This is a genomic window from Mesorhizobium silamurunense (assembly GCF_014843825.1).
Taxonomy (GTDB): Bacteria; Pseudomonadota; Alphaproteobacteria; order Rhizobiales; family Rhizobiaceae; genus Mesorhizobium; species Mesorhizobium silamurunense.
In genome coordinates this window covers 1-26,198 of sequence record NZ_JHQR01000036.1, presented here as the reverse complement: position 1 = coordinate 26,198, position 26,198 = coordinate 1, and the positions used below count along the sequence as shown (strand labels likewise).

23 protein-coding genes and 3 pseudogenes are annotated in these 26,198 nt (G+C 59.8%); 16 read left to right on the top strand and 10 right to left on the bottom strand.

Annotation, left to right across the window (positions count from 1 at the left end):
* The 5 genes and pseudogenes from DH10_RS36605 to DH10_RS03590 form a co-directional block, all read right to left on the bottom strand.
* Nucleotides 1–168: pseudogene (locus DH10_RS36605) on the bottom strand (biotin synthase BioB); the annotation flags it as partial.
* Between the two features lie 94 nt (nucleotides 169–262).
* Nucleotides 263–1,117, bottom strand: a complete 855-nt coding sequence (gene nadC / locus DH10_RS03605) for a carboxylating nicotinate-nucleotide diphosphorylase (protein ID WP_192244350.1) — start codon at nucleotides 1,115–1,117, stop codon at nucleotides 263–265.
* On the bottom strand, nucleotides 1,117–2,658 hold the full coding sequence (locus DH10_RS03600) for an L-aspartate oxidase (protein ID WP_192244348.1): 1,542 nt from the start codon (nucleotides 2,656–2,658) through the stop codon (nucleotides 1,117–1,119). Before DH10_RS03600 ends, nadC begins: the two co-directional genes overlap by 1 nt.
* On the bottom strand, nucleotides 2,655–3,629 hold the full coding sequence (gene nadA, locus DH10_RS03595) for a quinolinate synthase NadA (protein WP_192244346.1): 975 nt from the start codon (nucleotides 3,627–3,629) through the stop codon (nucleotides 2,655–2,657). The genes DH10_RS03600 and nadA overlap by 4 nt, the downstream gene beginning before the upstream one ends.
* Before the next feature lie 64 nt (nucleotides 3,630–3,693).
* Nucleotides 3,694–4,659, bottom strand: coding sequence for an NUDIX hydrolase (locus DH10_RS03590; protein WP_192244343.1), 966 nt, complete (start codon nucleotides 4,657–4,659; stop codon nucleotides 3,694–3,696).
* Between the two features lie 173 nt (nucleotides 4,660–4,832).
* Here DH10_RS03590 and panB point away from each other — a divergent pair, with 173 nt between their 5' ends.
* From panB to DH10_RS03545, 10 genes and pseudogenes are all read left to right on the top strand, one after another.
* Entirely contained in the window at nucleotides 4,833–5,669 is an 837-nt protein-coding gene (gene panB, locus DH10_RS03585; protein WP_192384209.1) for a 3-methyl-2-oxobutanoate hydroxymethyltransferase, read from the top strand.
* Complete coding sequence (panC, locus tag DH10_RS03580) at nucleotides 5,666–6,529, top strand: pantoate--beta-alanine ligase (protein ID WP_192244339.1); 864 nt, start codon at nucleotides 5,666–5,668, stop codon at nucleotides 6,527–6,529. Before panB ends, panC begins: the two co-directional genes overlap by 4 nt.
* Nucleotides 6,530–6,688: 159 nt before the next feature.
* Entirely contained in the window at nucleotides 6,689–7,414 is a 726-nt protein-coding gene (locus DH10_RS03575; protein WP_192244337.1) for a LuxR family transcriptional regulator, read from the top strand.
* A 93-nt stretch (nucleotides 7,415–7,507) separates the two neighbouring features.
* Nucleotides 7,508–8,140, top strand: coding sequence for an acyl-homoserine-lactone synthase (locus DH10_RS03570; protein ID WP_192244335.1), 633 nt, complete (start codon nucleotides 7,508–7,510; stop codon nucleotides 8,138–8,140).
* A 22-nt stretch (nucleotides 8,141–8,162) separates the two neighbouring features.
* Nucleotides 8,163–8,537: a transcriptional regulator domain-containing protein gene (locus DH10_RS38095; protein WP_376774812.1), complete on the top strand. Its 375-nt coding sequence runs from the start codon at nucleotides 8,163–8,165 to the stop codon at nucleotides 8,535–8,537.
* Nucleotides 8,440–9,006: a DUF2285 domain-containing protein gene (locus tag DH10_RS03565; protein WP_246505853.1), complete on the top strand. Its 567-nt coding sequence runs from the start codon at nucleotides 8,440–8,442 to the stop codon at nucleotides 9,004–9,006. The genes DH10_RS38095 and DH10_RS03565 overlap by 98 nt, the downstream gene beginning before the upstream one ends.
* A gap of 183 nt (nucleotides 9,007–9,189) precedes the next feature.
* The gene (locus DH10_RS03560; protein ID WP_192384208.1) at nucleotides 9,190–10,164 is read left to right on the top strand and encodes a hypothetical protein; all 975 of its coding nucleotides are present in this window, start codon (nucleotides 9,190–9,192) and stop codon (nucleotides 10,162–10,164) included.
* Between the two features lie 632 nt (nucleotides 10,165–10,796).
* Nucleotides 10,797–12,621, top strand: a pseudogene (gene glmS, locus DH10_RS03555) (glutamine--fructose-6-phosphate transaminase (isomerizing)).
* A 280-nt stretch (nucleotides 12,622–12,901) separates the two neighbouring features.
* Complete coding sequence (locus tag DH10_RS03550) at nucleotides 12,902–13,198, top strand: hypothetical protein (protein WP_210324987.1); 297 nt, start codon at nucleotides 12,902–12,904, stop codon at nucleotides 13,196–13,198.
* A 376-nt stretch (nucleotides 13,199–13,574) separates the two neighbouring features.
* Nucleotides 13,575–13,829 carry a helix-turn-helix domain-containing protein gene (locus DH10_RS03545; RefSeq protein ID WP_192244330.1) on the top strand — a complete coding sequence of 85 codons (255 nt, stop codon included), beginning with the start codon at nucleotides 13,575–13,577 and terminating at the stop codon, nucleotides 13,827–13,829.
* Nucleotides 13,830–14,759: 930 nt separating this feature from the next.
* On the opposite strand, the gene DH10_RS03540 is transcribed toward DH10_RS03545, so the two are convergent.
* The gene (locus tag DH10_RS03540) at nucleotides 14,760–15,149 is read right to left on the bottom strand and encodes a hypothetical protein (protein WP_192244396.1); all 390 of its coding nucleotides are present in this window, start codon (nucleotides 15,147–15,149) and stop codon (nucleotides 14,760–14,762) included.
* Between the two features lie 605 nt (nucleotides 15,150–15,754).
* On the opposite strand from DH10_RS03540, the gene queC reads away from it, so the two are divergent.
* The 3 genes from queC to queE are packed head-to-tail and all read left to right on the top strand — an operon-like array spanning nucleotide 15,755 to nucleotide 17,540.
* Entirely contained in the window at nucleotides 15,755–16,453 is a 699-nt protein-coding gene (gene queC, locus DH10_RS03535) for a 7-cyano-7-deazaguanine synthase QueC (RefSeq protein ID WP_192244328.1), read from the top strand.
* Nucleotides 16,453–16,809 (top strand): 6-carboxytetrahydropterin synthase QueD, encoded by a 357-nt coding sequence (queD, locus tag DH10_RS03530; RefSeq protein ID WP_192244326.1) that lies wholly within the window; start codon nucleotides 16,453–16,455, stop codon nucleotides 16,807–16,809. The genes queC and queD overlap by 1 nt, the downstream gene beginning before the upstream one ends.
* Complete coding sequence (gene queE / locus DH10_RS03525) at nucleotides 16,806–17,540, top strand: 7-carboxy-7-deazaguanine synthase QueE (RefSeq protein ID WP_312891190.1); 735 nt, start codon at nucleotides 16,806–16,808, stop codon at nucleotides 17,538–17,540. Before queD ends, queE begins: the two co-directional genes overlap by 4 nt.
* Before the next feature lie 485 nt (nucleotides 17,541–18,025).
* Here queE and DH10_RS38090 read toward each other — a convergent pair whose 3' ends face one another.
* Both DH10_RS38090 and DH10_RS03515 read right to left on the bottom strand, forming a co-directional pair.
* Entirely contained in the window at nucleotides 18,026–18,379 is a 354-nt protein-coding gene (locus tag DH10_RS38090; protein WP_376774815.1) for a GFA family protein, read from the bottom strand.
* A gap of 356 nt (nucleotides 18,380–18,735) precedes the next feature.
* Nucleotides 18,736–19,962, bottom strand: a complete 1,227-nt coding sequence (locus tag DH10_RS03515; RefSeq protein ID WP_192244322.1) for an ATP-binding protein — start codon at nucleotides 19,960–19,962, stop codon at nucleotides 18,736–18,738.
* 626 nt (nucleotides 19,963–20,588) lie between these two features.
* Between DH10_RS03515 and DH10_RS03510 the strand changes: the two genes are divergently transcribed.
* The 3 genes from DH10_RS03510 (at nucleotide 20,589) to DH10_RS03500 (ending at nucleotide 24,543) form a co-directional block, all read left to right on the top strand.
* Entirely contained in the window at nucleotides 20,589–21,704 is a 1,116-nt protein-coding gene (locus DH10_RS03510; RefSeq protein WP_192384206.1) for a hypothetical protein, read from the top strand.
* 1,334 nt (nucleotides 21,705–23,038) lie between these two features.
* A complete protein-coding gene (locus DH10_RS03505) occupies nucleotides 23,039–23,290 on the top strand; it encodes a hypothetical protein (protein ID WP_192384204.1) in 252 nt (83 codons plus the stop codon).
* Nucleotides 23,291–23,862: 572 nt separating this feature from the next.
* Nucleotides 23,863–24,543: a DsbA family protein gene (locus tag DH10_RS03500; protein ID WP_192384202.1), complete on the top strand. Its 681-nt coding sequence runs from the start codon at nucleotides 23,863–23,865 to the stop codon at nucleotides 24,541–24,543.
* Nucleotides 24,544–24,714: 171 nt separating this feature from the next.
* Here DH10_RS03500 and DH10_RS36600 read toward each other — a convergent pair whose 3' ends face one another.
* Nucleotides 24,715–25,074, bottom strand: a complete 360-nt coding sequence (locus DH10_RS36600; RefSeq protein WP_425515271.1) for a hypothetical protein — start codon at nucleotides 25,072–25,074, stop codon at nucleotides 24,715–24,717.
* Between the two features lie 509 nt (nucleotides 25,075–25,583).
* Nucleotides 25,584–26,198, bottom strand: a pseudogene (locus tag DH10_RS36595) (TlpA family protein disulfide reductase); the annotation flags it as partial.

Here is a 26,198-nt window from a genome sequence, read left to right as displayed (position 1 = left end):
GAGCTGGACCTTGTTGGGATCGAAATTCTGGCGGTGAACGGTTTGCGCAAGGAAAAGCAGATTGTTGAAAGGTGCATCGTGAAGTGCGCGAGCCTTCTCCAAGGTCCACATCCCGCCATCAGCGCATTGCGCCCGTGGCATCGTCTTAGTCGGATTGGTGTCGTGCATGTCGTCCTGTTCTCAGTTCTTGGCTTGCCGTATCTTCGTCGTCCGATTCAGGCCGGTTGAATGTGTGTCGATCCTGACCATTGCTCGTGGGCCGTCAGGGCGCTCGAAAATCAAGTCCGATATCGAGGATCGGCGCACTATGGGTCAGCCAGCCGATGGAAATAAGATCGATGCCGGTGGCGGCGATGGCTGGCGCTGACGCGGCGGTGATCCTGCCCGATGCTTCGGTGATGGCTCGACCGGCGACCATCAGCACCGCCTCTCGCAATTGGTCAACCGACATGTTGTCAAGCAGGATGGCGTCGGGGGCGAGCGTCAGGGCCTCTTCCAACTGGGTCAGTGTATCGACCTCGACTTCGATCTTGACGAGATGACCTGCACTTGCTCGCGCGCGCTTGATGGCCGCACGGATCCCGCCGGCGATGGCGATGTGGTTGTCCTTGATCAGGATGGCGTCATCGAGGCCGAAGCGGTGATTGGCGCCACCACCGGCGCGCACGGCGTATTTTTCGATAGCGCGCAAGCCGGGTGTCGTCTTGCGGGTGCAGGTGATCTTCGCAGGGTGTTCGCGAACGGCTGCGACAATCGACGCGGTTGCGGTGGCAATGCCGCTCAGATGGCATAAAAAATTGAGCGCGGTGCGTTCTGCGGTGAGAATGGTCCTGGCCGGGCCACTTACCGATGCGATGACCTCCCCTTCCACGACACTACTGCCGTCTGGCCGCTCCACCGAGATTTCAACATCGGGACTGATCAGGCGGAAGGCCAGAATGGCCAGATCGAGCCCCACAACAACCCCGCGCTGGCGCGCCGCCAGCACGGTTCTTGCATAGTGGTAGGGTGTTACAATGGCGTCCGTAGTTAAGTCACCGGCTCTGCCGAGGTCTTCGAGAAGGGCTGCCCGCACCAGTGGTTCGAGCATAATGACGGGAAGGGGGCTGAGGTTCATTACGTGAGGCCTGCCAGCGCTGGAGAATTTGCGAGTTCCCGCGCTGCCCCTAAGGCCGCTTCGAGTGTGATTTCGGAGCGTCTGGCAACGGGTGCCTGATGGGGAAAATCCGTCCGGTAGTGGGCGCCTCGGCTTTCCTCGCGCCGCAACGCTGCAATCGCGATCATCAGCCCAACGGCCGCCGGATCCGCTGCTGCGTGCTTGCTTTCGGCTATCGGCAGCAAGGCCCGTATAGCTGCTTTCAAACCTGCACCATTCCGGACGATGCCGAGTGCGGGCGACACGGAAGGACGCACGGGTATGGGATCAGGCGATAGGTAATCGCCTCCAAACGCAGGCTTTGTCCTGCGGGCAGGGGTTCCGGCCACGCTTTCCGCGACCCAGCGCGCGCACACGACCGCCTCAGTCAGGGAATTGCTGGCGAGCCTGTTGGCGCCATGCAGTCCGGTCGAGGCGACTTCGCCGCAGGCCCAGAGCCCCTTGACGGAGGTGCGGCCGGATCCGTCAACCGCCACTCCACCCATGTGGTAGTGTTGGGCGGGGCGAACGGGAATAAGGTCCCGCGCCGGATTGATGCCGGCTCCACGGCAGGCAGATGCGATTGTGGGGAACTGTCGCGCGAATTCCGAACCCGGCCGTCGCCGCGCGTCGAGGAAAACGCGGTGGCCGTTGGCCAGATGGTTCCATACGGCGCGCGCCAGGACATCGCGAGACGCAAGTTCCGCCCCTGGCACGCCCCGGAGAAAGGGTCGGCCGGTTTCGTCGATGAGGGCGGCACCTTCGCCGCGAACAGCCTCGCTGATCAGCGTCATCGGGCGTTCGGGCCCGTCAAGCGCGGTCGGGTGGAACTGGATGAACTCGAGGTCGGCAAGGACAGCTCCCGCGCGGGCCGCAAGCGCCAGGCCCTGTCCGCAACTGCCGGATGGATTGGTGGTGTCTAGAAATAGCCCGCCGATCCCACCGCTGGCGAGGACGACGCGCCGTGAGCCGAAGAAAACGGATCCTAGTGAACAGCTCGCCCAGACGCCGCGGATCGCATTGTCGCTCACCGCCAGCCGGCGCGCTTCCACGCCCTCCAGGACAACAATCGATGGAGTGGAACGCACGGCCGCGATCAGGGCACGCATGATCTCACGCCCGCTTCCGTCGCCATGCGCATGAACGATGCGACGCCGGCTATGCGCGGCCTCCAATCCGAGGCGCAGACACCCTTTCAGCGTCCGGTCGAAGGGGACCCCGAGGCCCGCAAGCCCCTCGATCGCAGCAGGCGCTGCCTTTAGGACGCGGTCCGCCATGTCTCTGTCGCAGAGCCCGTCCCCTGCGGTGAGCGTGTCGGCAAGGTGCAGCGCCGTATCATCGTCATTACCGAGGCTCGCGGCCAGACCGCCCTGTGCCCAGGTGCTCGACGTGTCGGCCCCCAGCAGGGTCCTGGACAGAAGAAGCACTGGCTCCGGCGCCAGATGAAGCGCGGTCATGAGCCCGGCGATGCCGCCGCCAATGATAATGGGCCGCCCGAAGAAGCTGCGGACATCGGCGCTCAAAGTGCCAGCATCCGTTCGACCGCAAGCCGCGCGCGCTGGGCGATTTCCGGCTCGATTGTCACGATATGGCGGTTCTGCTCCAGCGCCGCACGGATGTTGGCGAGTGTTATCCGCTTCATGTGCGGGCACAAATTGCAGGGCCGGATGAACTCGAGCTCCGGATGCTGGAGCGCGACATTGTCGCTCATCGAACATTCCGTCAGCAGCACGACGCGTGGCGGCTTTTGCAGCCCGACATAGTCGGACATGGCTGCGGTCGAGCCGGAAAAGTCGGCCTCGGCCACCACTTCGGGCGGGCACTCGGGGTGAGCTAGCACGACGACGCCAGGATGTGCCTGACGCAATTCACGAACGTCGCAGGCAGTGAAGCGCTCGTGCACCTCACAATGGCCCTTCCAGGCAAGGATCTCGACATCCGTCTCGGCAGCGACGTTCTTGGCCAGATATTCATCCGGCAGCATGATCACCCGAGGAACACCCAGGGACTCCACCACAGCCCGCGCATTGCCCGATGTGCAGCAGATGTCGGACTCGGCTTTCACTTCCGCCGACGTGTTGACATAGGTGACAATCGGCACATTCGGAATGCGCTGACGCATTAGGCGCACGTCCTCGGCGGTAATCGAGTCGGCCAGGGAACAGCCTGCGTGCAAATCAGGAATGAGCACCGTCTTTTGCGGATTGAGCAGCTTTGCCGTCTCGGCCATGAAATGCACGCCGGCAAGCACGATCACGTCCGCTTCGGTCGACATCGCCTTGCGGGCAAGCGCCAGGCTGTCGCCGACGATATCTGCGACACAGTGGAAGATCTCCGGCGTCTGGTAGTTGTGCGCCAGGATAACGGCGTTGCGCTCCCGCTTCAGCGCCAGAATTGCCTCGATATCGTCCAGAAAGATCGGCCATTCGATCGGGGGGATGACGCGCCGAACGCGGTCGTACAGGGACGCGCCCGAAGGCAAGACGGCGCTCATCGAGCCTCCAGTTATAGTCTACATGATTATAAGACCTATATATTCGTTGTGACTATAAGCCGTGTCAACCCCGGGTGAGCGGCAATTTTGTCCCGGCCACAGGCCTCTCGTCGAGGATGGCGTGGCGGAAGCGGTAGAGCTGCGCCGGCCGGCCACCGGTTTCGGCGGTAGTCTCCCCAGTCTTCTCAACCAGCTCTTGCTGCTCGATAAGCCGTCGAAAGTTCGGCTTGTTGATGAGCCTGCCGGAGAGCGCCTCCACGGTTCGCTGCAGCTGCAAAAGTGTGAAAACCGGCGGCATCAGCTCGAAGACGACGGGCCGGTATTTGATCTTGGAGCGCAGCCGCGCGATAGCGGTCGCCACGATGCGGCGGTGATCGGCGACCATGAACTTGCCGGCCACCAGCGGAGGCGGCGTCGCGTCCCGTCGGCTTGCGGCCTCTTGGACCAGGCCTGCTTCGTAGACCAACTCATAGCGTTGAAGCGTGAGTTCCTCGTTCCAATGGCGGTCGTCGAAGCCGAAGGCGATCGCCGCCCGCTGCCGGCGTTCGCGTCGCGTGGCGGTGTCGCTGGCGCCGTCTGCCCATTCAATCAGGTGCGGTCGCAGAACATCCAGCACCGGCGGCGTGCCGGAGCGGTGATCCTCCCATGGAAAATATTCATACCAACTTTGCCAGCCACATTTGGGCGAACCCGCGGCCTGTTCCTTGCGGGTCAATGCGAGATAGCTGATGGCGATGACCCGCTGCTGGCGCGCCGCGCCGATGCGGTCCCGGTCGGCGAAGGTGTAGAGTTGCTCAATGTACCCCAGCGGATGGCCGGTTTGCTGCTCCACCCACCCCCTCAAACCGGATTGCGGCGATCGGTGCTCAAGCGCAAATGGTCCGGAGGGCAGGGTGTCCGCCTGCCCGATGGTGAGGACACAGGGTTCACTGTCGTTTACCGAGACGACAACGGCGATCAGGTCCACTTTGACTTCGTCAGCCTTGATGGCGCCTCTGTCTTTCCCGGTTCCTGTTGCCTGATGGTCCATGTTCGCGAAAGTGGTTAGCCCAGTCTCGGGCGCCTTAATCGATTTAATGTAAGCGTGGCTGCCCGCACGTCAACACCGCAGTGCTGCACGGCCTTTTTTAGCTCTTCGCACTTGCACAAAAATGTGCCAAACGCGACGCCCGTCGGGGGTAACGCAAGGGAAGGAGGCACGGGGTGAGCGCAGCTGGAGATACAAACGCTGTTACACCGCCGGATATTCGCTTGCGGAAGGGCCAGACTCCACTCGTATGCCTGACGGCATATACCACGCCGATAGCGAAGCTGGTTGATCGACACTGCGACATCGTCCTCGTCGGCGACAGCGTAGGCATGGTGCTGCACGGCCTGTCCTCGACGCTGGGAGTCACCCTCGACATGATGATCATGCACGGCAAGGCAGTGCGGCGCGGGCTCGAGCGGGCCCTCCTGGTCGTCGACCTGCCGTTCGGTTCGTACGAAGAGGGGCCAGAGCAGGCATTCCGCAACGCTGCGCGCCTGATGGCAGAGGCCGGCTGTGCAGCGGTGAAGCTCGAGGGCGGCGAGAGCATGGCAGCAACCATCCGCTTCCTGACGGCCCGCGGCGTCCCGGTGATGGCCCATGTCGGACTAACGCCGCAGGCGGTCAACACATTCGGCGGCTATTGCGTGCAGGGGCTGGGAGACGATGCTGAGCGGATCAGGCGCGACGCCGGTGCGGTCACGGAGGCCGGCGCTTTTTCAGTGGTGCTGGAGAAAGTGCCCGAGCCGCTTGCAAAGGCCATCACTGCGCAGATCGCCATCCCAACGATCGGGATCGGCGCCTCGCCAGCCTGCGACGGCCAGATTCTGGTGGTTGACGACATTCTGGGCATGTTCACCGACTTTCGGCCGAAATTCGTCAAGCGCTATGCCGAACTAGGCTCAGAGGCCGAGGCGGCAATCGGCACTTACGCCGCCGATGTGAGGGACCGGCGCTTTCCGGCGGCCGAACATGTCTACGCCGCCGCGTCGAGGCCCGGAGACGTCGCATGAGCGTGCCGATCGTTCGAACCGTTGCCGAGCTTCGCACTGTTGTGGCGGGATGGCGCCGCTCGGGCGCAAGTGTCGCAGTGGTGCCGACCATGGGGGCCTTGCATGAAGGACATCTGAGCCTCGTGCGTGCAGCCCTTCAGAAGGCCGAGCGGGTCATCGTGACGTTGTTCGTCAACCCCAAGCAGTTCAACAGTGCCGCCGACCTTGCCGCCTATCCCCAGACGGAAAGCCAAGATGCGGCAAAGCTCGCGTCGCTGGGCGCGCATCTGCTCTATGTGCCGGATGCAGAGGAGATGTATCCGCCGGGCTTCGCCACGACCGTTTCAGTCTCCGGCGTCAGTGAAGGCCTGTGCGGCGCGTTTCGGCCGGGCCATTTCGATGGCGTGGCGACCGTCGTTGCCAAACTCTTCTTGCAAACCGGCGCTGATTTCGCCTTTTTCGGCGAAAAAGACTTTCAGCAGCTTCGGCTTGTCAAGCGGCTGGTCCAGGATCTGGATATTCCAATCACCATCGTTCACTGTCCGACAGTCCGCGAAGGCGATGGTCTCGCTCTATCCTCGCGCAATGCCCGGCTCTCGCCAGCCGAGCGCACCATTGCCCCGAAGCTACCATCGGTCCTGTTCGAGACGGCTGATCGGCTTGCACGCGGCGGTCCCCTCCTGGAAACACTTGCTGAGGCGCGCGCAGCAATTTTGTCTGCGGGCTACCGCGAGGTCGAATACCTGGAGCTTCGCGGCGAGGTGGATCTGCAACCGATGACAAGCGTTCACCGACCGGCACGCTTGCTTGTCGCGGCTTGGCTCGGCGACACACGGCTCATCGACAACGTCAGAACATCACCGTTTGGCTTAACAAATTAACGAGGTTCTCGGCTGTGGGTCACGCTCCGCAAGCAGAAGCAGGAAAGCAATGGCGGCGATGAAGGGACGAGATCGTACGCGCTGTATCGGTGCGTGATCGTTTAAACCCGTGCTCTGCCTGGCATCGAGCGACATTCACGGAGGTTATGCAAAGCGCAGATGCATCGCGTGTTTGAAAATTTCGTCGAGCAACTCTATGCAAGCGTTGATGCTGCCGATCTCAGTGAGGCAATAGCGTTCGCCGCCGCCGGCTTCGACTTTCCGCTCTTCGCCTATTTTACTTACCCGTCGGTCCCCGGCGATGCGCCGCGCCTGATCTCCAACTATCCTTCATCCTGGACATCACGTTATCTGCAACAGCGGTACCACAGCCTTGATCCGGTGATCCTGCGCGGGTTGCAAGGCTGGGATACTTTTGATTGGGGCGTGGATCGCGCTCGGCAGTGCCTGCCGACGGCACAGCAACAAATTCTGGATAATGCAGCTGAGTATGGCATCCGCGGCGGATTGACGATGTCCATGCATGATCATCGCGGCCGGTTTGCTGCGCTGACCTTTGCTTCCGACGAATCCCATCCGCGCCTTTTGCGGTCACTGACACGTTATGAAAAAGCGTTGCAGCTGGTGGCGATCAACTTTCACATCCATGTCCGGCGCAGGCTCGCCGACGATCGCGTGGTGGATGGTGTAACGCTCACTCCGCGAGAGTTCGAATGCCTGAAATGGACGGCGCGCGGCAAGTCGGCCTGGGACGTCAGCCAGATCCTCGGCGTCTCGAAGCGCACGGTGACCTTCCATCTGGAAAACGCCAAGGCAAAGCTTGGCGTGCGGACGGTCAACCAGGCCGTCGCGCGCCTGGCTGCGTCCGGTCAGGCGAGATCGTGATCCTTCCGCCAAGATAGCTGTAAACGTCTACAGGCTGCATCACCGTCAGCTTTGCCCTTCGATGGCGGGAACACATCCCGCACGGAGGCGACCATGATGCAGCTGATAACACCGGACCTTTACGGCGAGTTCGCAAGCGAGCTCAAAGAGATGCACGGGCTCAGATATCGGGTGTTCAAGGCAAGGCTCGATTGGGAAGTTCAGACCAAAGACGAAATGGAAACCGACACATTTGATGGCTTCAAGCCTGTCTATCTGCTTCTCAAGGGATCCGATTGGCGAATTCGCGGTTGCGTGCGTCTTTTGCCCAGCACCGGGCCCACAATGTTGCGCGACACGTTCCCGGTGCTGCTGGGTGCTGACGTTGTGCCCTCGACCGCCGACATATGGGAGAGCAGTCGTTTCGCGCTCGATCTCCCTCCGTCAGCGCCCAAGGCGGCGGGCGGGCTGGCGCAGGCTACCTACGAGCTGTTCGCCGGTATGATCGAGTTCGGCTTGGCCAATGATCTCACCCGGATAGTAACGGTGACCGATACGCGCATGGAACGGATCCTTCGCCTCGCAACGTGGCCATTGTCGCGCATCGGACAGGCGATGCCCGTCGGCAAAACGGAGGCGGTGGCCGGGTTCCTCGAGATTTCCCACGTGAGCCTTTTGCGCGTCCGCAGCAGGGGGCGGCTGAGCGGACCGGTACTGTGGCAACCGGTTTTAGGCCCTTCGGCATAGCGCTTTTGTGGACAACTGAGCCGTGACGGATGCTGGTCTGCCCAAGGATGCGACGGTCGGTCTTGTATGCTGGCCGGACTGGCGTCGCCACGAAGCTTACCACTACGCCAGACGATTGCCGCGCACTGCCTGGGCCTGGGAATTTCTTCGGCGCAATCCCCAATTCCAGCGCGACCACGCCGAAATGGCGCCGGCAGCGTGCATCGTCCCAGGACACGCCGATACGAAGATAATCGAGCTGACGACAAGATCATCTTGCCTCAGGGAATGGAGCCTCCTTTTTCGCGGATGCGCCACAATTGGACGCCACGTCGGCAAAGGTCTTTTGGGATCCTCGCGATTGCGCCCGCGTCCTGCGAGCGGCCGCGGAGCCGGTTGGGCTCGACCACAATTTTGAACCGCTTGATCTTTCTTCGCTCTCATGCGGCAAGGACGTCCTGCTGACACCTGCCGGCATGCAGCACGTGCTGCTTAGGGAGGACTGTCGGACTCTGCAGATCGCCGTTTCCGGTGCCTCCGTTCTCTGCCCGTTGCGGTTATATGTCGACGCAATCGTGCCGCCGCGGCACCTGAAGTTCCATGTCGCCGCCCTTCAGTTCCTGAATGACATCAATGGTTGCGGCCGCCTGGCAGCTGCTTGCCTTCCGCCAGAACCTCGCGGAGGGCGTCTTCGTATCGTGCTCCAGGCTTTGGATGGCTCGCTTGCTGGCGCATCCCATCAGGAGATCGCCATTGCCCTGTTCGGGAGACGGCGTGTCGAAGAAGATTGGTCTCATCCAGGCAACCATCTACGCGACCAGGTGCGTCGCGCCATCCAACGTGGCCGCTACCTGATGGGCGGCGGCTACAGACAGTTCCTGATGTGATTGTGGTGAGAGCTAGTAAATGGCCTATTCGAAAAGGCGCCGGGATCGGATCGGGTCATTGTGCATTGCACAAAACGTGACGCGCGGTTAGTCCATTCGCGGCGGGAATCGAGGTTTGGGTAAACGGACGAAGCACTGAGCCTATGCTTCGTCGATAGTGCATTACATACCCCGAGGACTCTGATGACCGATATGAACTCCGACAAAGCCGGCGCTGCAAGCCTTGAGGCGATCGCGCGAAACGGCAGCATGCTTCATCGCATCGCTGTACGCATCCCGACCTATCTCTCGGATATTCGCGAGAATCCGGCATGGCTGCCGATGTTCATGTTGGCGCGCACCATGCCGGCACGGAGAATGCACTGGCGTGGGGCAAAGCCGGTCCGAAGGTCGCAAAGAGCCCAGGACACGATGTTCGCTGGCGTCAATCGCAAAGACATTGTCGACGCGCTACGCTCGGATGGGCTGTTTTCCGGCCTCGTCCTGCCAACAACGGTCTCTGAAGATGTTGCCGCGTTCGCCACGTGCACACCTTGCTTCGGCAATTTCGACCGCCGCCTCGAATTCATGCCGACGGAGCATGCGGAGGCTGAGGCCCGGTTCGGCCGTCCCTTGCTCAGCGGCCACTATTTCGAGCGCATTCTCGGCTGCAATGCGGCACTCGCCATCCAAAACGATCCGCTGCTCGTGGATATCGCCGCGCACTATCTCGGCGGCCAGGCGAAGCTGATCACCACGCGTGTCTGGTGGAGTTTCCCGACCGGCCAAGCCTCCGAGGCCGACAAGAACATGGCTTCGCTTGGCAAATACCACTTCGACCTCGATGACTGGCGGATGCTGAAGTTCTTCTTCTACCTTGTGCCGGTCGACGAGGGCACCGGCCCACATGTCTATGTCCGCGGCAGCCATAACCGCCGCGGCCTCAAGCACCAGCTTACCCTTCTCGTCGGCCATCCCGCGCAAGAGGTTCTGGAGGTCTACGGCGAGCAGAGCCCGGTCACGCTGACCGGAGAGGCCGGTCTTGGTTTCATCGAGGATCCGTTCGGCTTCCATATGGGTACCGTGCCGGCGCACAGGCCAAGGCTGATGATGGAAGTCGGCTTCGGGGTTTCTCCTCCATCGCGCCGCCGCTTCCATGGAGAGCCTGTGATCCGCTGATTGCGAAAGTCCCGAAATAGCCTTCCCCGACCGTGAGTAAGGCAAGATGAGGCTATGCCGCCATTCCAGTCTCTTCGGCCCCGAGCGGTTGTCTGCACAGTTGGATTTGCTGGCGCTGTGGGTCTCGCCATGGCGCCAGCCAGCGCATAAGTACCTGTTCGAATCAAGGCGGGATGGCACCGATTGAGCTGCCAAACTTGAATGAATCGACCGGTCCTTAGATTTGTGTTGCAGGCTTAGTAGGTTTATGCGCTGCGCCCTATTGGGAAAATTAAGCGGTAACCGTCACTAGACGCGCTCTGTTGCCTGCGCCAACGAACCCCGTTGACCTCGGTTTCGGCCACGCCGACGAACAGCGCACTGGGAGATGCCTCCGCGGGCTAAGCTCTGCCGGCGCAAGCCAGCGTGTCAAAGGGCGGTGGGCAATCGGGATCTTGATCGGCGGCGACGAGGATCATGATCTAGTCGCGTCTTGGTCTATCCATTGGGTGGATGGTACTCATCCTTACAATCGATTGTACCAATATTACGGAATGCTTCTACAAGATCCTGAATCTAAGCGAGCCGGGTGGGTGTCCGTGCTCGTGATTATGCGCGGGCTGAAGCTGCCCGGGAAGAATGCGGAGACAAACATGTGCGGGATTGTTGGCATCGTTGGGCAACAGCCGGTGTCGGACCGGTTGGTCGACGCCTTGAAGCGTCTGGAATATCGCGGTTATGATTCGGCCGGCGTTGCGACGATCACCGAGGGCGCCTTGCACCGCCGACGCGCCGAAGGCAAGCTCGTCAATCTGGAGACGAGACTCAAGGAAGAGCCGCTGAGCGGCAACATCGGAATCGGCCACACGCGTTGGGCAACCCATGGAGCATCAACCGAACGCAATGCGCACCCGCACTTTACCGACGGTGTCGCCGTCGTCCATAACGGCATCATCGAGAATTTCACCGAGCTGAAGGACGAATTGGCGGCGGCCGGAGCCGAGTTCCAGACCGACACCGACACTGAGGTGGTCGCGCATCTCTTGGCAAGACACCGCCGGGAGGGCATGAGGCGGCGAGAAGCAATGGCTGCCATGCTGAAACGCGTCAGGGGTGCCTACGCGCTCGCCATCCTCTTTGAGGATGATCCGTCGACCATCATGGCGGCGCGCAACGGACCACCGCTGGCGATCGGTCACGGCGACGGCGAGATGTTCCTGGGCTCCGACGCGATCGCGCTTGCTCCCTTCACCAATGAAGTTACCTATCTCATCGACGGCGACTGGGCTGTGATCGGCAAGACGGGCGCCCATATCTTCGATTTCGACGGCCATCCTGTCGAGCGTCCGCGCCAGACCTCCACCGCCGCAGCCGCTCTGGCCAACAAGGGCAACCATCGCCACTTCATGGAAAAAGAAATTCACGAGCAGCCCGAGGTCATCGCCCATGCGCTCGGCCACTATATCAACATCATAGAGAATCGCGCCGACATGGTTTCTGGCGTCGATTTCGCCAGGATCCCGAGCCTGGCGATCTCTGCCTGCGGAACCGCCTATCTTGCCGGACTGATCGGAAAATACTGGTTCGAGCGCTATGCGCGCCTGACGGTTGAAATCGACGTCGCGTCCGAATTCCGTTACCGCGAGATCCCGTTGTCGCCGCAGTCGGCGGCCCTTTTCATTTCGCAATCTGGCGAAACCGCCGATACGCTCGCATCGCTGAGGTACTGCAAGGAGCTTGGGCTGAAAATTGGCGCCATCGTCAATGCCTGCGAATCGACCATCGCTCGGGAGGCCGATGCGGTCTTCCCGATCCTTGCCGGACCGGAGATCGGCGTCGCCTCCACCAAGGCTTTCACCTGCCAGCTTGCCGTTCTTGCCGCACTCGCCATCGGCGCCTCCAGGGCCCGCGGAACCGTAACCGAAGACGAGGCGCAGGCGCTTGTCAGAAGCCTCGCCGAAGTGCCGCGCGTCATGGGCCGGGTACTCGACAGCATCCAGCCGGAGATCGAGCTCCTGTCGCGCGAATTGTCGAAGTTGTCGTCACGTCCTGTATCTCGGCCGTGGCACCAGTTTCCCGCTGGCGATGGAAGGTGCGCTGAAGCTCAAGGAGATTTCCTACATCCACGCCGAGGGCTATGCGGCAGGTGAATTGAAGCACGGTCCGATCGCATTGATAGACGAGAACATGCCAGTGATCGTCATCGCGCCACATGATCGCTTTTTCGACAAGACCGTCTCCAACATGCAGGAAGTGGCTGCCCGTGGAGGGCGGATTATCCTCATCACCGATGAAAAAGGGGCCGCCGCATCGAAACTCGACACCATGCATACGATCGTGCTGCCGGCCGTCGACGACATTATCGCGCCAATGATCTTCTCGCTGCCGATACAGCTTCTTGCCTACCATACGGCGCTCTTCATGGGCACAGATGTCGACCAGCCGCGCAATCTCGCGAAATCGGTCACAGTCGAATGATTGTGACGCTTTTATAGGTGGCGATGCTCCTCCATCCGAAAGCGCCAACACCTTAACGTGCCCTTTAATGATGAGGCCGAATCCTGTCTAGACTGGCCGGCTTCGAATCGGAACGATGGCCGGCATGGTCGGAGTTCGCAGCAGGTCATGCCCGAAACGAATTGAACCAAGCCATAGGAGGACCGAGCTAATTCTTACTCAAACCGACCCTAGTGATTTCGCGCCATCCGATACTCTGGGGGGACGTATTTCGTTCGCTCGCGAGGTCACCAAACTTACAATGGCGCAGGCCGCACGCCGGCTTGGTGTCCAGGCGGCATGCTGGAAAGCATGGGAATGCGACCGCGCCGCGCCGCAATCCAATCGCCTTGCGATGATGGCGGGCATCTTGGCCGTGAGTCCCTCATGGCTATTGTCGGGAATAGGCGCCGGTCCACTGGAGCTGGAGGCGAACGATCGTGCCGCCCTGCTGCAAGAGCTGCAAATCGCCTCTGCTGAGGCAGTGGCTTCGCAAAAACGGGTGCAACAAATCGTTGCGTTACTGGGGTCGGTTCCGGTAGCCGGCGACTCGCCCTAAGCGCGGTATGCAAGCGGTTGGATCATAAAGACGCGGGGTTCCGGAGCCCAAAAGTGTGGGGACTCCTGGACGGAGGCGGCGGCAGGGGGGCGAGTTGCTGCTCAAGTAAGTCATCGGCGAGAATGAGTCGGGATCGCAGGACGAATGCCGTATAGTCGATCAGGCGATCTCAGGGCTGGCCGCTTGTTGGAACTTGATCAGAACCAGGTGAGCCACCATATCCCGACCCGGCTACCAATTTCAGGTGGCCCATTCCCGGGATTGGATGAGGCCGGTCCGGCCGAATCGACGTCCATTTTTTTGATTTGCTGGGTGCGCCAGGTCGGGGAGGAAATCTCCCGATTTATCAGGCGCTCCTCTCTTCTTGGAGGTGTCTATGAAGGATTCGCGCATTCCCGAGCCAGTCTTGATGGCTATGTCAGAGGGAACCCACATCATCCGCGCTTATCGTGAGCACCTTGGATATTCGATCGAGGACCTCGCGGTGGCGTGCGGGCTTGCCGCTGAGGAAATCCAAAACATCGAGTCGGGTCTGAGGTACAACAAGGGCTATCGGGATCGGATAGCGAGATCGCTGTCCATACCTGTGGGAATTCTTGAGGCAGAGTCGGACATATCAGACGCCGCGTGATCCGTCGGATAATCTGCAAATGAGTGGAAGATCCGCTACCTTGTGATGTGTAGTTTGCAACTGATAGTCGACGCTTAATTCCGTTGGACGCGAATGCCTTCTGACGCAGTACCGCCAATAGAATTCTCGTCCACTGTCCGAGTGAGGAAATTGCACACGGGCTCGCCGAACAGGAAGTTGGAACTGCGACACGTGCACGATAGCATCGGCTCGCGACGAAGGATTGCTAACGGCGAACTCATGCTGGTCGGCAAGGCGATACTGGCTGGAGCATCAAGTTGGCCGACGAGAGCGGCCCACCTACGTTGAGCAGGATCGGCCGACATGGCGGCATCGCGCGCCGCTCTGACAAGAGCACAACGGGCCCCAGACGCTACTGGGTTGACTATGGGTGTCGGAACCGCGAAAAGGGGCCGCTCTTCGTGAGTGGCGTGCGCCGGCAGTCTAACCCCAAGCCCCCCGCCCAGGCTGCCGGCGCGCTTCTGGGAACGTCGAGGTAGGGCTGCAATCCAACGCCTCCTTGTCCGACACGCATCGATCAGATCCCGAGCAGCCAGCCAGTGTTCGGCCTTCGCTTGCGCCTCTGCCTTAGCGCGAGGCCTTGCGCTTCCTCCAGCGTGGTCGATCGGCGCCCTCGAGTTCGGCGGCACGATCGGACGACAGCGGCCGCGGCGGGCTCCATTTGCATGAGGGGGGCTCGTGCCATCAAATACCTGATGCATTTGCGCTTTGCGCAATCTCCGTGCATGTTTCTCAATGCTAGGCGCAGACCTCGCCTCTACACGATCGAGCATCGGTGCAAGGCCTACGCTTTGATCGCCATCGCGGCCATTGCTTTGCCGCGATCGCCGAAGCCGTTTACGACAATCGTGCCAGCAATGCCGGCTGCGATCCCGCATGCAAAAATCCACAAATGATTGTAGCCAAATTCTAGCTGCCCAGCATATGTCCGGCATTTCGCAAGGCCCCTAGGAAGAGACTGGCATGGCCGTTGGCATCGATCTTGGCCTGCATCGACAGAGGCATGCTGTTCCAGTTCTCCAATGGCGCAATGAAATGTGAGAAGCTACCATTGACGATGCAATGGTGGGTAACAAGGCCCTGTCTGTCCAACGCAAGCACGCCGGTCTGGTCGCCCTGATATCGGATGGCTGCGACCCGCTGGACCTCCGCGTCGCCGTCGACCCGCACGTCGAAAAGCAGGATACCGCGGCTCCTGGTGGCTATCTCCGCGGCTTTTTCAGCGAAGCTTAAGGAGAGCGAGCGGACGCTTTCGATCGCCATCTGGAAAACCATCAAATCCAGTTCATCCACTGCCATAAGGTAACTGCGCGCAACACAGGGGTGATTGCAACCGACGCACACGGCTTGTTCACAGATGTCGGTCACGACCGGTCATTTAGGGTTTGCCGGTCGGCCATTGACCGGTGCGTGCTCCGGTTCGAACCGATCCTGAAGCGGAATGCGCGGGATCAACGGAACCCGAAGAGCCGGCCAGCCAAGTTGCCGCGACAATTGATGTCGTGATCATTCCAGACATCTGCATTTCGGCGTATCCCACCTGGTAAGTCCGTTCTTTGCGGCAAGCCCATTCTCGGGCCGTCTTGTTAAAACTTCGCGGTGGCGTCGTCGAAGCTAGGGGCCGCCGGGCGCTTGATCGAAGCGTCGAGAACCTTGTTTTCCGAAGATCCGGACCTCCTTCAGAGCATATTCTGGTAGGCTCGCCTTTGAACATCCACTGAAGCGTGCCGTTTCGCTAGTCCGTGTTCCTTGCAGGCTCACCGCCTCAGGGCGCCTTGCACACAGCGGCGCGTCAGCGCATCAAACTCGTCCCCCGTTCACTTCACAAAATGGATTTCCTGAAGTACTGGGAGCGCAGAGAAATCTCCGGTCGCAGCCTACCCGGTTAAAACAAGGACCCAATGATGAAGACACTCGTCGTCTGCTCCGGCGGATTGGACTCCGTTACTCTTGCTCACAAGGTGGCAGCGCAGTACGAGCTCGCCGGCCTCCTATCTTTCGATTACGGCCAACGGCACCGGAAGGAATTGGGCTTCGCCGCCCTTTGCGCTGAGCGTCTGAACGTCCCGCATCGCATCATCGACATCCGCGAAATCGGTCGCGGCCTTTCCGGCTCCGCGCTGACAGACAGTGTGGATGTGCCGGACGGGCACTACGCCGAAGACACGATGAAGGTGACGGTGGTGCCGAACCGGAACGCCATCATGTTGGCCACCGCCTTCGGGCTTGCCGCCGCGCACAAGGTCGAAGCGGTGGCGACTGCCGTGCATGGTGGGGATCATTTCATTTATCCCGACTGCCGTCCGGCCTTCATCGACGCTTTCCAGATGATGCAAGACCACGCGCTCGACGGCTACGCGAAGATTCGCCTTTATGCGCCTTATGTGAATCTCACGAAGGCGGACATTGTTAGGGATGGAGCAACATACGGCACGCCATTTGCACAGACTTGGTCCTGCTACAAGGGCGCCGAGCGTCACTGCGGGAGGTGCGGGACCTGCGTCGAGCGGCGCGAGGCGTTTCATCTCTCTGGGCACCCGGACCCCACCGATTACGAGGACTCCAACTTCTGGCTCCACGCGCTGCGGAGGAGAAGCGCGTAATGTTCCGCATCACCAAGGAATTCCATTTCTCGGCCTCGCATCAGCTCACGTCCTTGCCGCCCGACCACCAGTGTGCGCGCCTGCACGGGCATAACTACATCGTTGAAGTGGATCTTTCGGCGAAGGAACTGAACGAGCATGGCTTCGTGCGCGACTATCATGATTTAGCGCCGTTCAAACGCTATATTGACGAGAGCTTCGACCATCGACATCTCAACGACGTGCTGGGACAAGAGCAAGTCACGGCGGAATATCTGGCCAGACATTTTTATGAATGGTGCAAGGCACGCCTACCCGAAACCTCGGCCGTGCGGGTGAGCGAAACACCGAAAACCTGGGCGGAGTACCGCCCGTGACCGATACGCATCTCGCAATTCGCGTCAGCGAGATTTTCGGGCCAACGATCCAGGGCGAGGGCGTGCTCATCGGTTTGCCGACGGTCTTCATCAGAACCGGCGGGTGTGACTATCGCTGTTCCTGGTGCGACAGCCTGCATGCGGTGGACAATGAATTCCGCCATGAATGGGAGATGATGTCCATAAGCGCGGTGTGGCAAAACGTGGTTGCGCTTTCCGGCGGCCGCCCGGTGATGGTGTCGCTGTCAGGCGGCAATCCGGCCATCCAGCCGCTCGGTCCGCTCATCGAGCGAGGCCATGGTGAAGGTTACCGTTTTGCGCTGGAAACCCAAGGTTCCGTGGTCAGGGACTGGTTTGCCGACCTTGACGTGCTGATTCTCAGCCCAAAGCCGCCCTCAAGCGAAATGAGGACCAATTGGGCCGCTCTCGAGGCGTGTGTCGATGCGGCGCAGGAAAAGCCGCAAATCGTGCTCAAGCTCGTTGTTTTCGACGAGAGCGACTACGCCTACGCGAAAGGCGCCGCGGAGCGATTTCCGCACCTTCCGGTCTACCTGCAACCCGGCAATCACACGCCGCCCCGTGCTGGCAACGAAGACGCGTCTGTCGATCTGGATGGAATAATGAAACGCATGGAGTGGCTGGTTGAAAAGGTAACCCGCGACAGGTGGTTCGAAGCCCGCGTGCTGCCGCAGTTGCACGTTCTGCTCTGGGGCAACAAGAGGGCCGTCTAGCCTGCGTCTTTCGTTGCACTGGAACTGCGTCTGCGGATCTTCGGCCGGGTCGGCCCACATTGACGGCGCTGCCGGGGTACTTGCGGACTTCTGGTACCGGCACCAAGAGCGTGGCCAGCCGATTTTGATCCGATTTTGATGGGGCATCCTTGCGGTCAGAATTCAGGGATGCGCGATGGCCAGATTGCGCATGGGAGCGTCACGACGACAGAGGCGCTTGTAAGATCTCTTCGATTCGTGACGACCAGGCAGTCCATCGATATTTTACCAAAGGCCGTGTCTTTGGGGATTCGTGTCGTACGCTTTCGAGCTGCGCATGGGTCTTGGTTGTCAGCTCGAGAAAGGCGCCACCAGACCTGACCGACCGCCGCATCGCGAACTGCGGTCCTAGTCTAGCCCTGACAGCATGACCATATGTTCATTCTCTGAGGGACGATTGTTCCACTACGGGAATATCGGGGAGATCATAGTAGTCGCCAGCCGATTCAGGGTACAACTGGCTCTCCATCCTTAGTTTGGTTGGGCCGTCGATGGTGCCGGCCCAAATGGCTTCCGAAACCATGCCAAAACAGGTTGCTGCCGCAGTTCGAGCAAAAGCCTAGCTTGGCCGTTTCAGAGGACTGAAACCATTTCAGCGTGTGGCCTTTGATGACGACATCCTTGAGTTCAGCCTGAGTCGCTGCAACGTAATGACCAGATGCTTTCAGGCACTGATTGCAGTGGCAGGCGACGATCGCAAGTCGCCATGTACCTCGTAGGCAATGCCTCCGCACAGACAGCTTCCTTTGGTTGTTCTCATCATCGGCCTCTCTCCGTTGCAGGCGCACATAGAAATGCATCTGATCGGATTTCACCATCGCAACTGCGATAGCCCAGCGTCGAAGGCGGTCCTTGGTGGCTGTTGCTACCGAATGGCGGATGAGTCTCGGTCAGTTTTCCCGCCGGCGCAAATAGGGGGAACAGGTCAAGGCGGCTGGGGACGTTTCAATACGCGTCGAAGACGAATGCCGTCCGCTGCTTCTCCAGAACGGTCCGCGGCTTGCGCTCGGAGTAGACCTCTGGCTCTGACGGGTAGATCGGATCGAGGAGCCGCTTCGCGTACTCGTGGTCGACACCCGCGCGTATAGCTTCGTCATAAGCCCATTCGCGATCTTCCGGAATTCTGTAGCAACAGCCACCCGGCACCGTACCTGCTCTACCCCCAAAGTACCGAAAGCGGTGCCGCATGGAGGCGCTCTCCGAATGGGACAATCTTATCGTGGTCGTACAGCACCACTCCAGAGACAAAACGATCTCCGCATGCTTCTGCCAGCATTCTCAATCCCTTGAAATCTGAGCTTGTAACTGTGGCTGCTGCCTTTATCTCAATCCCTGTCACTCGACCTCTCCTGTCCTCTATGACGATATCGACCTCGTTCTGCTGCTTGTCCCGGGATTGAGAGAACTCGAAACGGTCGTCAGCCCAACTTGCAAGCTTGAGAATTTCGGCGAATACGAAAGTTTCCAGCAATGCTCCGAACTTTCCGCGGTCACTCCTGATGTGATCAGGCGATAAATCCCGGAGCGCGGCGAGGAGGCCGGAATCCAGGAAGTGGATTTTCGGAGTTTTCGTAAGCCGCTTGAGTTTGTTGCTGAACCAAGGTTGCAAGGTTCGAACCAGAAAAAGGCTTTCGAAGATGTCCACATATTTCCGTGTCGTGACGTGATTCATTGCGAGCGAGTTGCCGATGGCAGAATAGTTCACTAGCTGCCCAGAATGTTCGGCAAGCACGCGGAGGAGCCTGGGCATTTGGCTGATTTGATCAATCTGAGCTATGTCGCGAACGTCCCGCTGGACGATCGCCGCTATGTAGTCCGCATACCAGTCCTGCCGCCGTGACCATGATGGGCGCCGTAACGCCTCTGGGTAGCCTCCTGCAAGAACAGCGCCGACGAGATCTCCGCCGAGGACTAGATTTTTAACTGCGGCTATTTTGTTTTGAAACAGGTTTTCGAGAAAGCTCGGTTTATTTTCATGAATTTCGCTCTGTGCCAGAGGCAGCAACCGAACGATCTCCATACGTCCAGCGAGCGAATCCGCGACACGGGGAAGCGTCATCAAATTGGCGGAACCCGTAAGAAGAAAGCGTCCCGCACGCTGATCGGCATCCACGCTTTCCTTGATCGCGAGCAGAAGTTCTGGAGCACGCTGGATTTCGTCGATTACTGCTCGGTCAATGCCCCTTACGAATCCGACGGGGTCCTGTTGCGCCGCCTCAAGCGTAGTCGCGTTGTCCAAAGTAAGATACGCGACGTCAACGCCCGCCATCCTTCTCACAAGGGTCGTTTTCCCGGATTGGCGAGGGCCAGCAACCAAGACGACACGAGTGTCTGAAAGCGCATCCTTGATGCGTTTCTCAACGAAGCGGGGGTAATCAGCCATCCTTCTGATCTCCTGACCGATTGAAATTACAGTGGTGACTGATAGAAATTATCAACGTGACTATTTGAAAGTCAAGACGAGACCATTTGAAAGGCACTCAACCGTAAAGCGGAGTGACAGGGTCACTGGTCGCGGTTGCTACCTGAGGGCGCACTTTTGGATGCTCGGATACGGCCACAAGACATATGCGGGACGTCGACGGTGTGGTTCATTGGATACCCAACTTCGGACGTGGGGCACCAACAGCATGGTCAAGACGGCCTGAGGACGCGGGCCAAACGCTACGGCACAAATCACAAGACCATTGGTGACCTGGCGCGAGAGCTCCATCACCGCATGCAGGTCCGCGACCGACAACCCCTGCGCCCACTCAAAGGTTGGCGCGACGCTACCATTAAACAGTATCTCGTATCGCGATCCCCGGCGCCTCCTGCAGCTGGCACAGTTCTTGCGGTGTCCTGCGCGAATGGGAGAGATTTAGCCGATCGACCGAAGCACCGGTTCCCGACCCCAGGGAAAGTCCGCAAAGCAACTGTTTTTATCGGACTCAGGGATCTGCCGATCCATTTTTCAGGGGAGGGCGGTGCCGCGCGTCTTTGGTCGATAGGATGGATTGGGAGAGGACCATGAGTGTTCAAAGCAAGCGATTGACCCGATTTGGCATTGCGCTGGAAAACAAGCATAACCTTCGCATTGAGGAGGTTATGCGCCTCGGCGTACTTCGCGATGGGGTCCAGCTTCTCACGACAGAAATCCGGTTCCCGATCTTGGGGCAAGTGATCCCCCGCATCGAGATTGAATTGTCCAACGGAGTATTCCGAAAGAAAATCACCGCGAGAGTGAACTCCGATTCGCCCTTCATGTTCGACGGCGAGGCGCTGATCGCGACAATCAATGGTGTGACCGAGCACGTACCCTGCCGTCAATTTATTGACCCAGACAGAGCGCCGACCGGTATGTACAATTTCGGCATGACACGCAAAAATGGCGCTCGCAGCTTCGTTTTTGATCATCATGTTTATTGCTGCTATTCTTGTGATTATTGCTTTAAGGAGAACGAATGGGAGGTAATGGCCATACAAGGCGGGGGTAGCACAGACTACCAATCCAACTTCCAAGAGTGCCTCTCCTATATTGAGCGTAACGGTCATAACTTCAACAGTCTGTATGACATTGTCTGGCTCTGCACAGGGAGCATCAAGGACGAAGCAACAGAACTGGAACGGCACTCGGCACTCGCACGACGACTGCGTGAAGCAGGCTACGCACACGACATTTATTTATCCCAGGTGGTTCCTCCGAGCGTCAGGAACGACCGAGTACGACGGATAGAATATCTTACTCAACTTCGGGAAGCAGGCGTCACACGGTTTAATACCGGAGTCGAGATAGTCGGCGCCGAGGTGCGACGAAAATATATCCGCGGCTTCAAAGGCACGTATGTCTTCAGCGACTATTTGCCTATTTTCGCTGATGCGGTCGACGTTTTCGGTCCTTTCCGTGCCGGCAGTTGCCTCCTGACGGGAATGGAACCATCCGATAGTACGATCGCGGGGCTGAAAGCTCTTGCCGAGCTTGCCGTCGTGCCCGCGCCAACTGTGTTCACTCCGTTCGTGACAAAGCAACTGGCTATCCCCTTCTGTTTCGATCTGGACGAACTGCTTGACGCTCACGCTCGTTTCCACGTCCTGATCAAGCGTCATAAGCTTCCGGTATTTTCGGGCGTGTTCAGCCTTGCCTGACCGATTTCCCATCCGACCCGGAACTTATGACCTTCGCGTGAGCTGACCCACTCCAATCAGCCAAGGGCGAGGAAAGATGAAACACATAATGCCAGCCTGTTCAGGCTTGAGCGCGGCACTGGGGCAGCGTGGTTAGACGCAACCGCTTCGAACGATCCGCCGCGAACTCCATCCACGATATTGGACGCCCGCTTGGCTGACGCGGTCAAGCAATTGACCTTCGAGATCGCGGTCTAACGTGGCACCGCGCTTGGACTCAAGTCAGCCGACGGTGGCTTTGAGGGATCGACCCGTTGATTCTTTTCGAAAACCGCAGAGCTGGCGTCGACGGCTCGCATCCGGCGCAGCTGATCCGAGCGGTGCGGCGGCAAGCCCAGCGTTCGCGCGCCAGGAGCGCAACTTGGGGCTATTGTCGCAACGCGGCCGGTCGACTTCCGTCATTTGTGGCGCGCCGGACTATACGGGTCGCAGCGGGCATCGTTTGGCCGCTGCCAGACAATGAGCACTTTGCTCGGCTGGAAGTTCGTGAGGGGCTCGCCACGCAGCCAGTTGTCGACTGATTGAAGGTGCCGTCCAGTTCATCTGCAATTCCATGTTGCTCCCCAACGCTGCTGCTAAGGCTTGCGCGACTTTATGCTCTTGTTTCCCTCTTAGAGGGGGCACACGGGTTCAGGGGAGGAACGCATCGCTTCTCTTGCGGATTTGCGTGCAGTCACCCTCGATCCGTGTTGCCACCTCTCAATTTGCAAAGGCCGTGCCAACACCTCAGCGCCCAGTAAGCGCCATTTGCCTTGAAAACCTCCACAGTGCCCAGATGTCGGTTGTAGTGAACCTGACATCTTGTCTGCCGCTGTCAGCCTTTGGACACGGGATCACGCGCTTCGCGCCGCCAGAAGGCATGGCCATCGGCACGGTCCCGAAGGGCCAAGACCATGAGAGCGCCTGCGACACGCCGCATGACGTCGTCTGACGCATCCGATGCTAGGCCCCACGCCGTTAAAGTCGCCGCACGCCAGATCGTCGTGAACGAGACGTTCAAACTTGACCCGGGAGCTCGAGCCGAAAAACGGCGCGAGGTTTGGCCTTGTTCGGGGGCGCCGGATGAGGAGGGCGCGAGGCCGGCGGCAATGGCGGGACTATGACACGGCGCCTATCTTCGCCCGCCTTTGGAGCTCTCCGACGACGATGTGGTGCGCGCGCTCACCATCGTCATGGCGAGACGCTGGAGGCCGGATGCGCCGTGGTCCAGGCGGTCGGTAACCATCTGAATGTCGGCATGGGCGCATTGTGGCAGCCGGACGATGTCTTCTTCGATCTCCTGCGCGACAAGGAACTTGCGGACGCATGCTGGCCAACGTTGCAGTCGAGCGTGTCGCGCGGACGGCAATTTCGCCGAGAAGGTCAAGACGCAGAAGACCGTCGTCCGCGACTTCCTGTCGGGCGAGAACGGTCGCCAGAAACTCGAGACCTGGCTGCCGCGCTGGATGAAATTCCCGGTCGAATGCTACTCCAATCACGGCGGCCTCCGCACGGCCGATCAGTGGGCCAAGGTCCAGTCGCAGTTTGCGCCGCCAACCGCTGAATGAGCGGACTGGGCAGGGCGGCGGGGATTCCGCCCCAGTTCCTGCGACGCGGCTGCTTCCGCCGTAGGTTAAGTTGCGTGTGCACGGATTCGCCAGCAATTGGCACGGAGCTTGCGACGACCTGGTGGTGCAACGTTCGACCGGAGCGCAGCGACGGGAGATGCCCGGGAGGGAGGAATCCACCTCGATCCGGTCAGGAGACAAGTATGTTGAATATTGTGATCCCGCAAACCGCAGCGCGAGTCCCGCGCCCCGCAAGCCCTCGTATCAGCAGCTTTACGTGCAGGTTTGTGCTGCAGTCATGCTCAGCCATCGCACTCGGCCGCCTGAAGCCGCTCGGCGAACGGCGATACGGCTGGGCGGTTCGCGCGCACACAGCGCCGCTCACGGATGGTTCGGCTGATTGGGCGCCGCCGTCATACCGCAACCGCCAGCTTGCACCCCTTCGGATAGCACGAGCCCCCTTTACCTCCCGTAGTCCGGGAACGGCGGGGCAAGACAATAGAGCGATGACCCCTTCACATCAAAGCCAGCCGTTGCTGCCCCGCCGTTCACTGTTGATTGGAGCCTGAGCCATGCCTGAACAAAGAGCCAGCCTTGTCGCTCTTTTAGTCCTAGCCCTGCTTCTTTCTGGGCTGGCGGCGCGATATCATCCAGTTGCCACAGACTACCTGCGCCAGCTCGAAAACCATCGTCGGCTTGCCGCGGATTGGCGGAAGCTCATTCCGGAGCGGCGCGACGCACTCCTCAACGACCCCGCTGCGCCAACTGCTGGCAACCCGAATGGCGACGTCCCTCTGGTGGTGTTTTTTGACTACAACTGCCCAGACTGCCGGACGGCAGACCTTATCATCCAGCAAGCCCTCAAGGACGATCCCAATCTGAAGGTTGTCTACAAAGAGTATCCGGGCAAGGGACCGGGCTCAAAATTCGCCGCAGTGGCGGCGCTCGCCTCCCGCAAACAGGGAAAATATGAGCCGTTCCATCACGCCCTTATGGCTGCTCGCGGCCGGCTCAGCGGATTCTCCATCTTGACTATCGCACGACAGGTGGGCCTCGATGTTGAGCAGCTCAAGCGGGACATGGATGATCCGGCCATCCCAAACGCCCTCGAGCGCAATCGCGCGCTCGCCACCGGGCTGTACATCACCGGCACGCCGGCGTTGGTGCTCGGCGACGAAGTGATTGCAAAGGTGCCCGAGGTTCCCACGCTGAAACGCTTAATCGCCAAAGAGCGGGAAAAAGCTAAGCGTTGATAACCCTGCCGGATCACCAACTTCGGCATTTTGACAGTGGTGGCGGCCGGTGCAATGCGCGTTCTCTGGCCATGCGTGCTGCCTCTCGCGCCGGACCAACACTCTTACGTGGCCGGCAACGCCGTAGTCGGCGGACCACGCCGTTCTATCGGTAGCGTGGCAGTCCCGCATTCAGCGCGCTTTCTTCAACCTGGCCGAACGCGATCGCACAGCTCGGGATCTATTCAGCCGGCCAAAGGGATAGGCACGAAGCGCGCCGGACGCGTGCTTCAGATCGCGGCCGGCGCGACGATGATCGTCATGGGCGTTCGCCCCCTGGGTGATCGTACAAGTCCCCATTGTCAGAAGGATAGGTTGACGTGGACGCCGCCGGCGCCAAGCTCGCGCCGCCTGTCGACAGCGTGGCCCTTGGCGTGTTGATAAAGCCACAGCGGTCGCAAGAAATCCGTTCGGATTGACGAAAATGACGTTGGCCGCCATCCCATGCACCTCCATCATGCCATTCAAGGCCGAGGCTCTGGTCGAGGTCACCTCATTGGGATGACGGCGGCCGGAATTGCCTGGACCAAGCTGCCAAGCTGTGAGCCCGACACCTCATTTATGGAGTTGTTGAGGATGGCGCCGGTGTTCCGGCATTGAAGTCCTGTATCGATTGTGCGACAGGCCTTCCCCGTTGGACCGTCGGCGAAGGCATGCGTGGGCGCGGCACCACATCGCCAAAGGCACGCCGCCAGCCAAGCCATCCCTTGTGCGTTGATGGCCATGCCGCCAAGATCGAATTCGCTACCGGCATGAAGCCTCAGGGTGGTGGAGGTCCGAGAGGCACCTGCGCCAGACTGGCGAACGGTTCGAAGCGGGCAAACCCGTAGCTCAGCTCATAGCCTGCCTAGCCGAAGGCGCATATCGTAGCAGGCCGCCGTCCCTCGGACATAGGCCCAAAAGATCGGGCCAGGCGATTTCACAAGCCGGGCGCGGTTTGCGCCGTTCGCATCAAAAGCTGTCCGCCCGGCCAATTCTGCCCCTCACATAAAACCTGGCGGTCAGCCGCAAACGGTATACCAGCTGTCGAATCGGCCATTGTTTGGAGCCGCACATAGAGTGCCGTAACAAACCTTCTCACCCTTGAAGTAGGCCAGGAACTGCAGCAAATGCGATATTTCGTGCTGTTCATCTTCGTCCCGGATAAGCTCCGGACCGCCCTGCGACTTCAGTGCCAGCTCGATCAGCTCGATCGCCCGATCTTTGTTGCCGCTCTCGTGATAGTACAGGGCTGCCAACGGATAAGGCAGGAGCTTACATTGGTCGCTTTCCGGGGGATTCAGTGCCAGGATGTGTTCGGACAGCTGTTTTCCCATCGCTAAGCGCTCAGCAGACGGAAAGTGCGAATGGTCAAAGTTCGGAAAGAAGAGTTCGTCTAGCGCCGCAACCATCCAATTCTCAGAGTTTCTGTTAATCGCGTCGCGAACGAATTGGCGCATGACGGGCAAGCCGGCCTGCATGTCGCGCATTTTGTGAAGCAACAGATTCACATGAGACCGGCGGAAACCGAGCTTGTCCGGCAACAAGGCGATGCCCTCTTCGATCGCCGAGAGCGCCGTCTTCCAATCCTTTTTCTCCACCGCCGCCCAATATCTGTCATTGATCGGCTTCTTCAG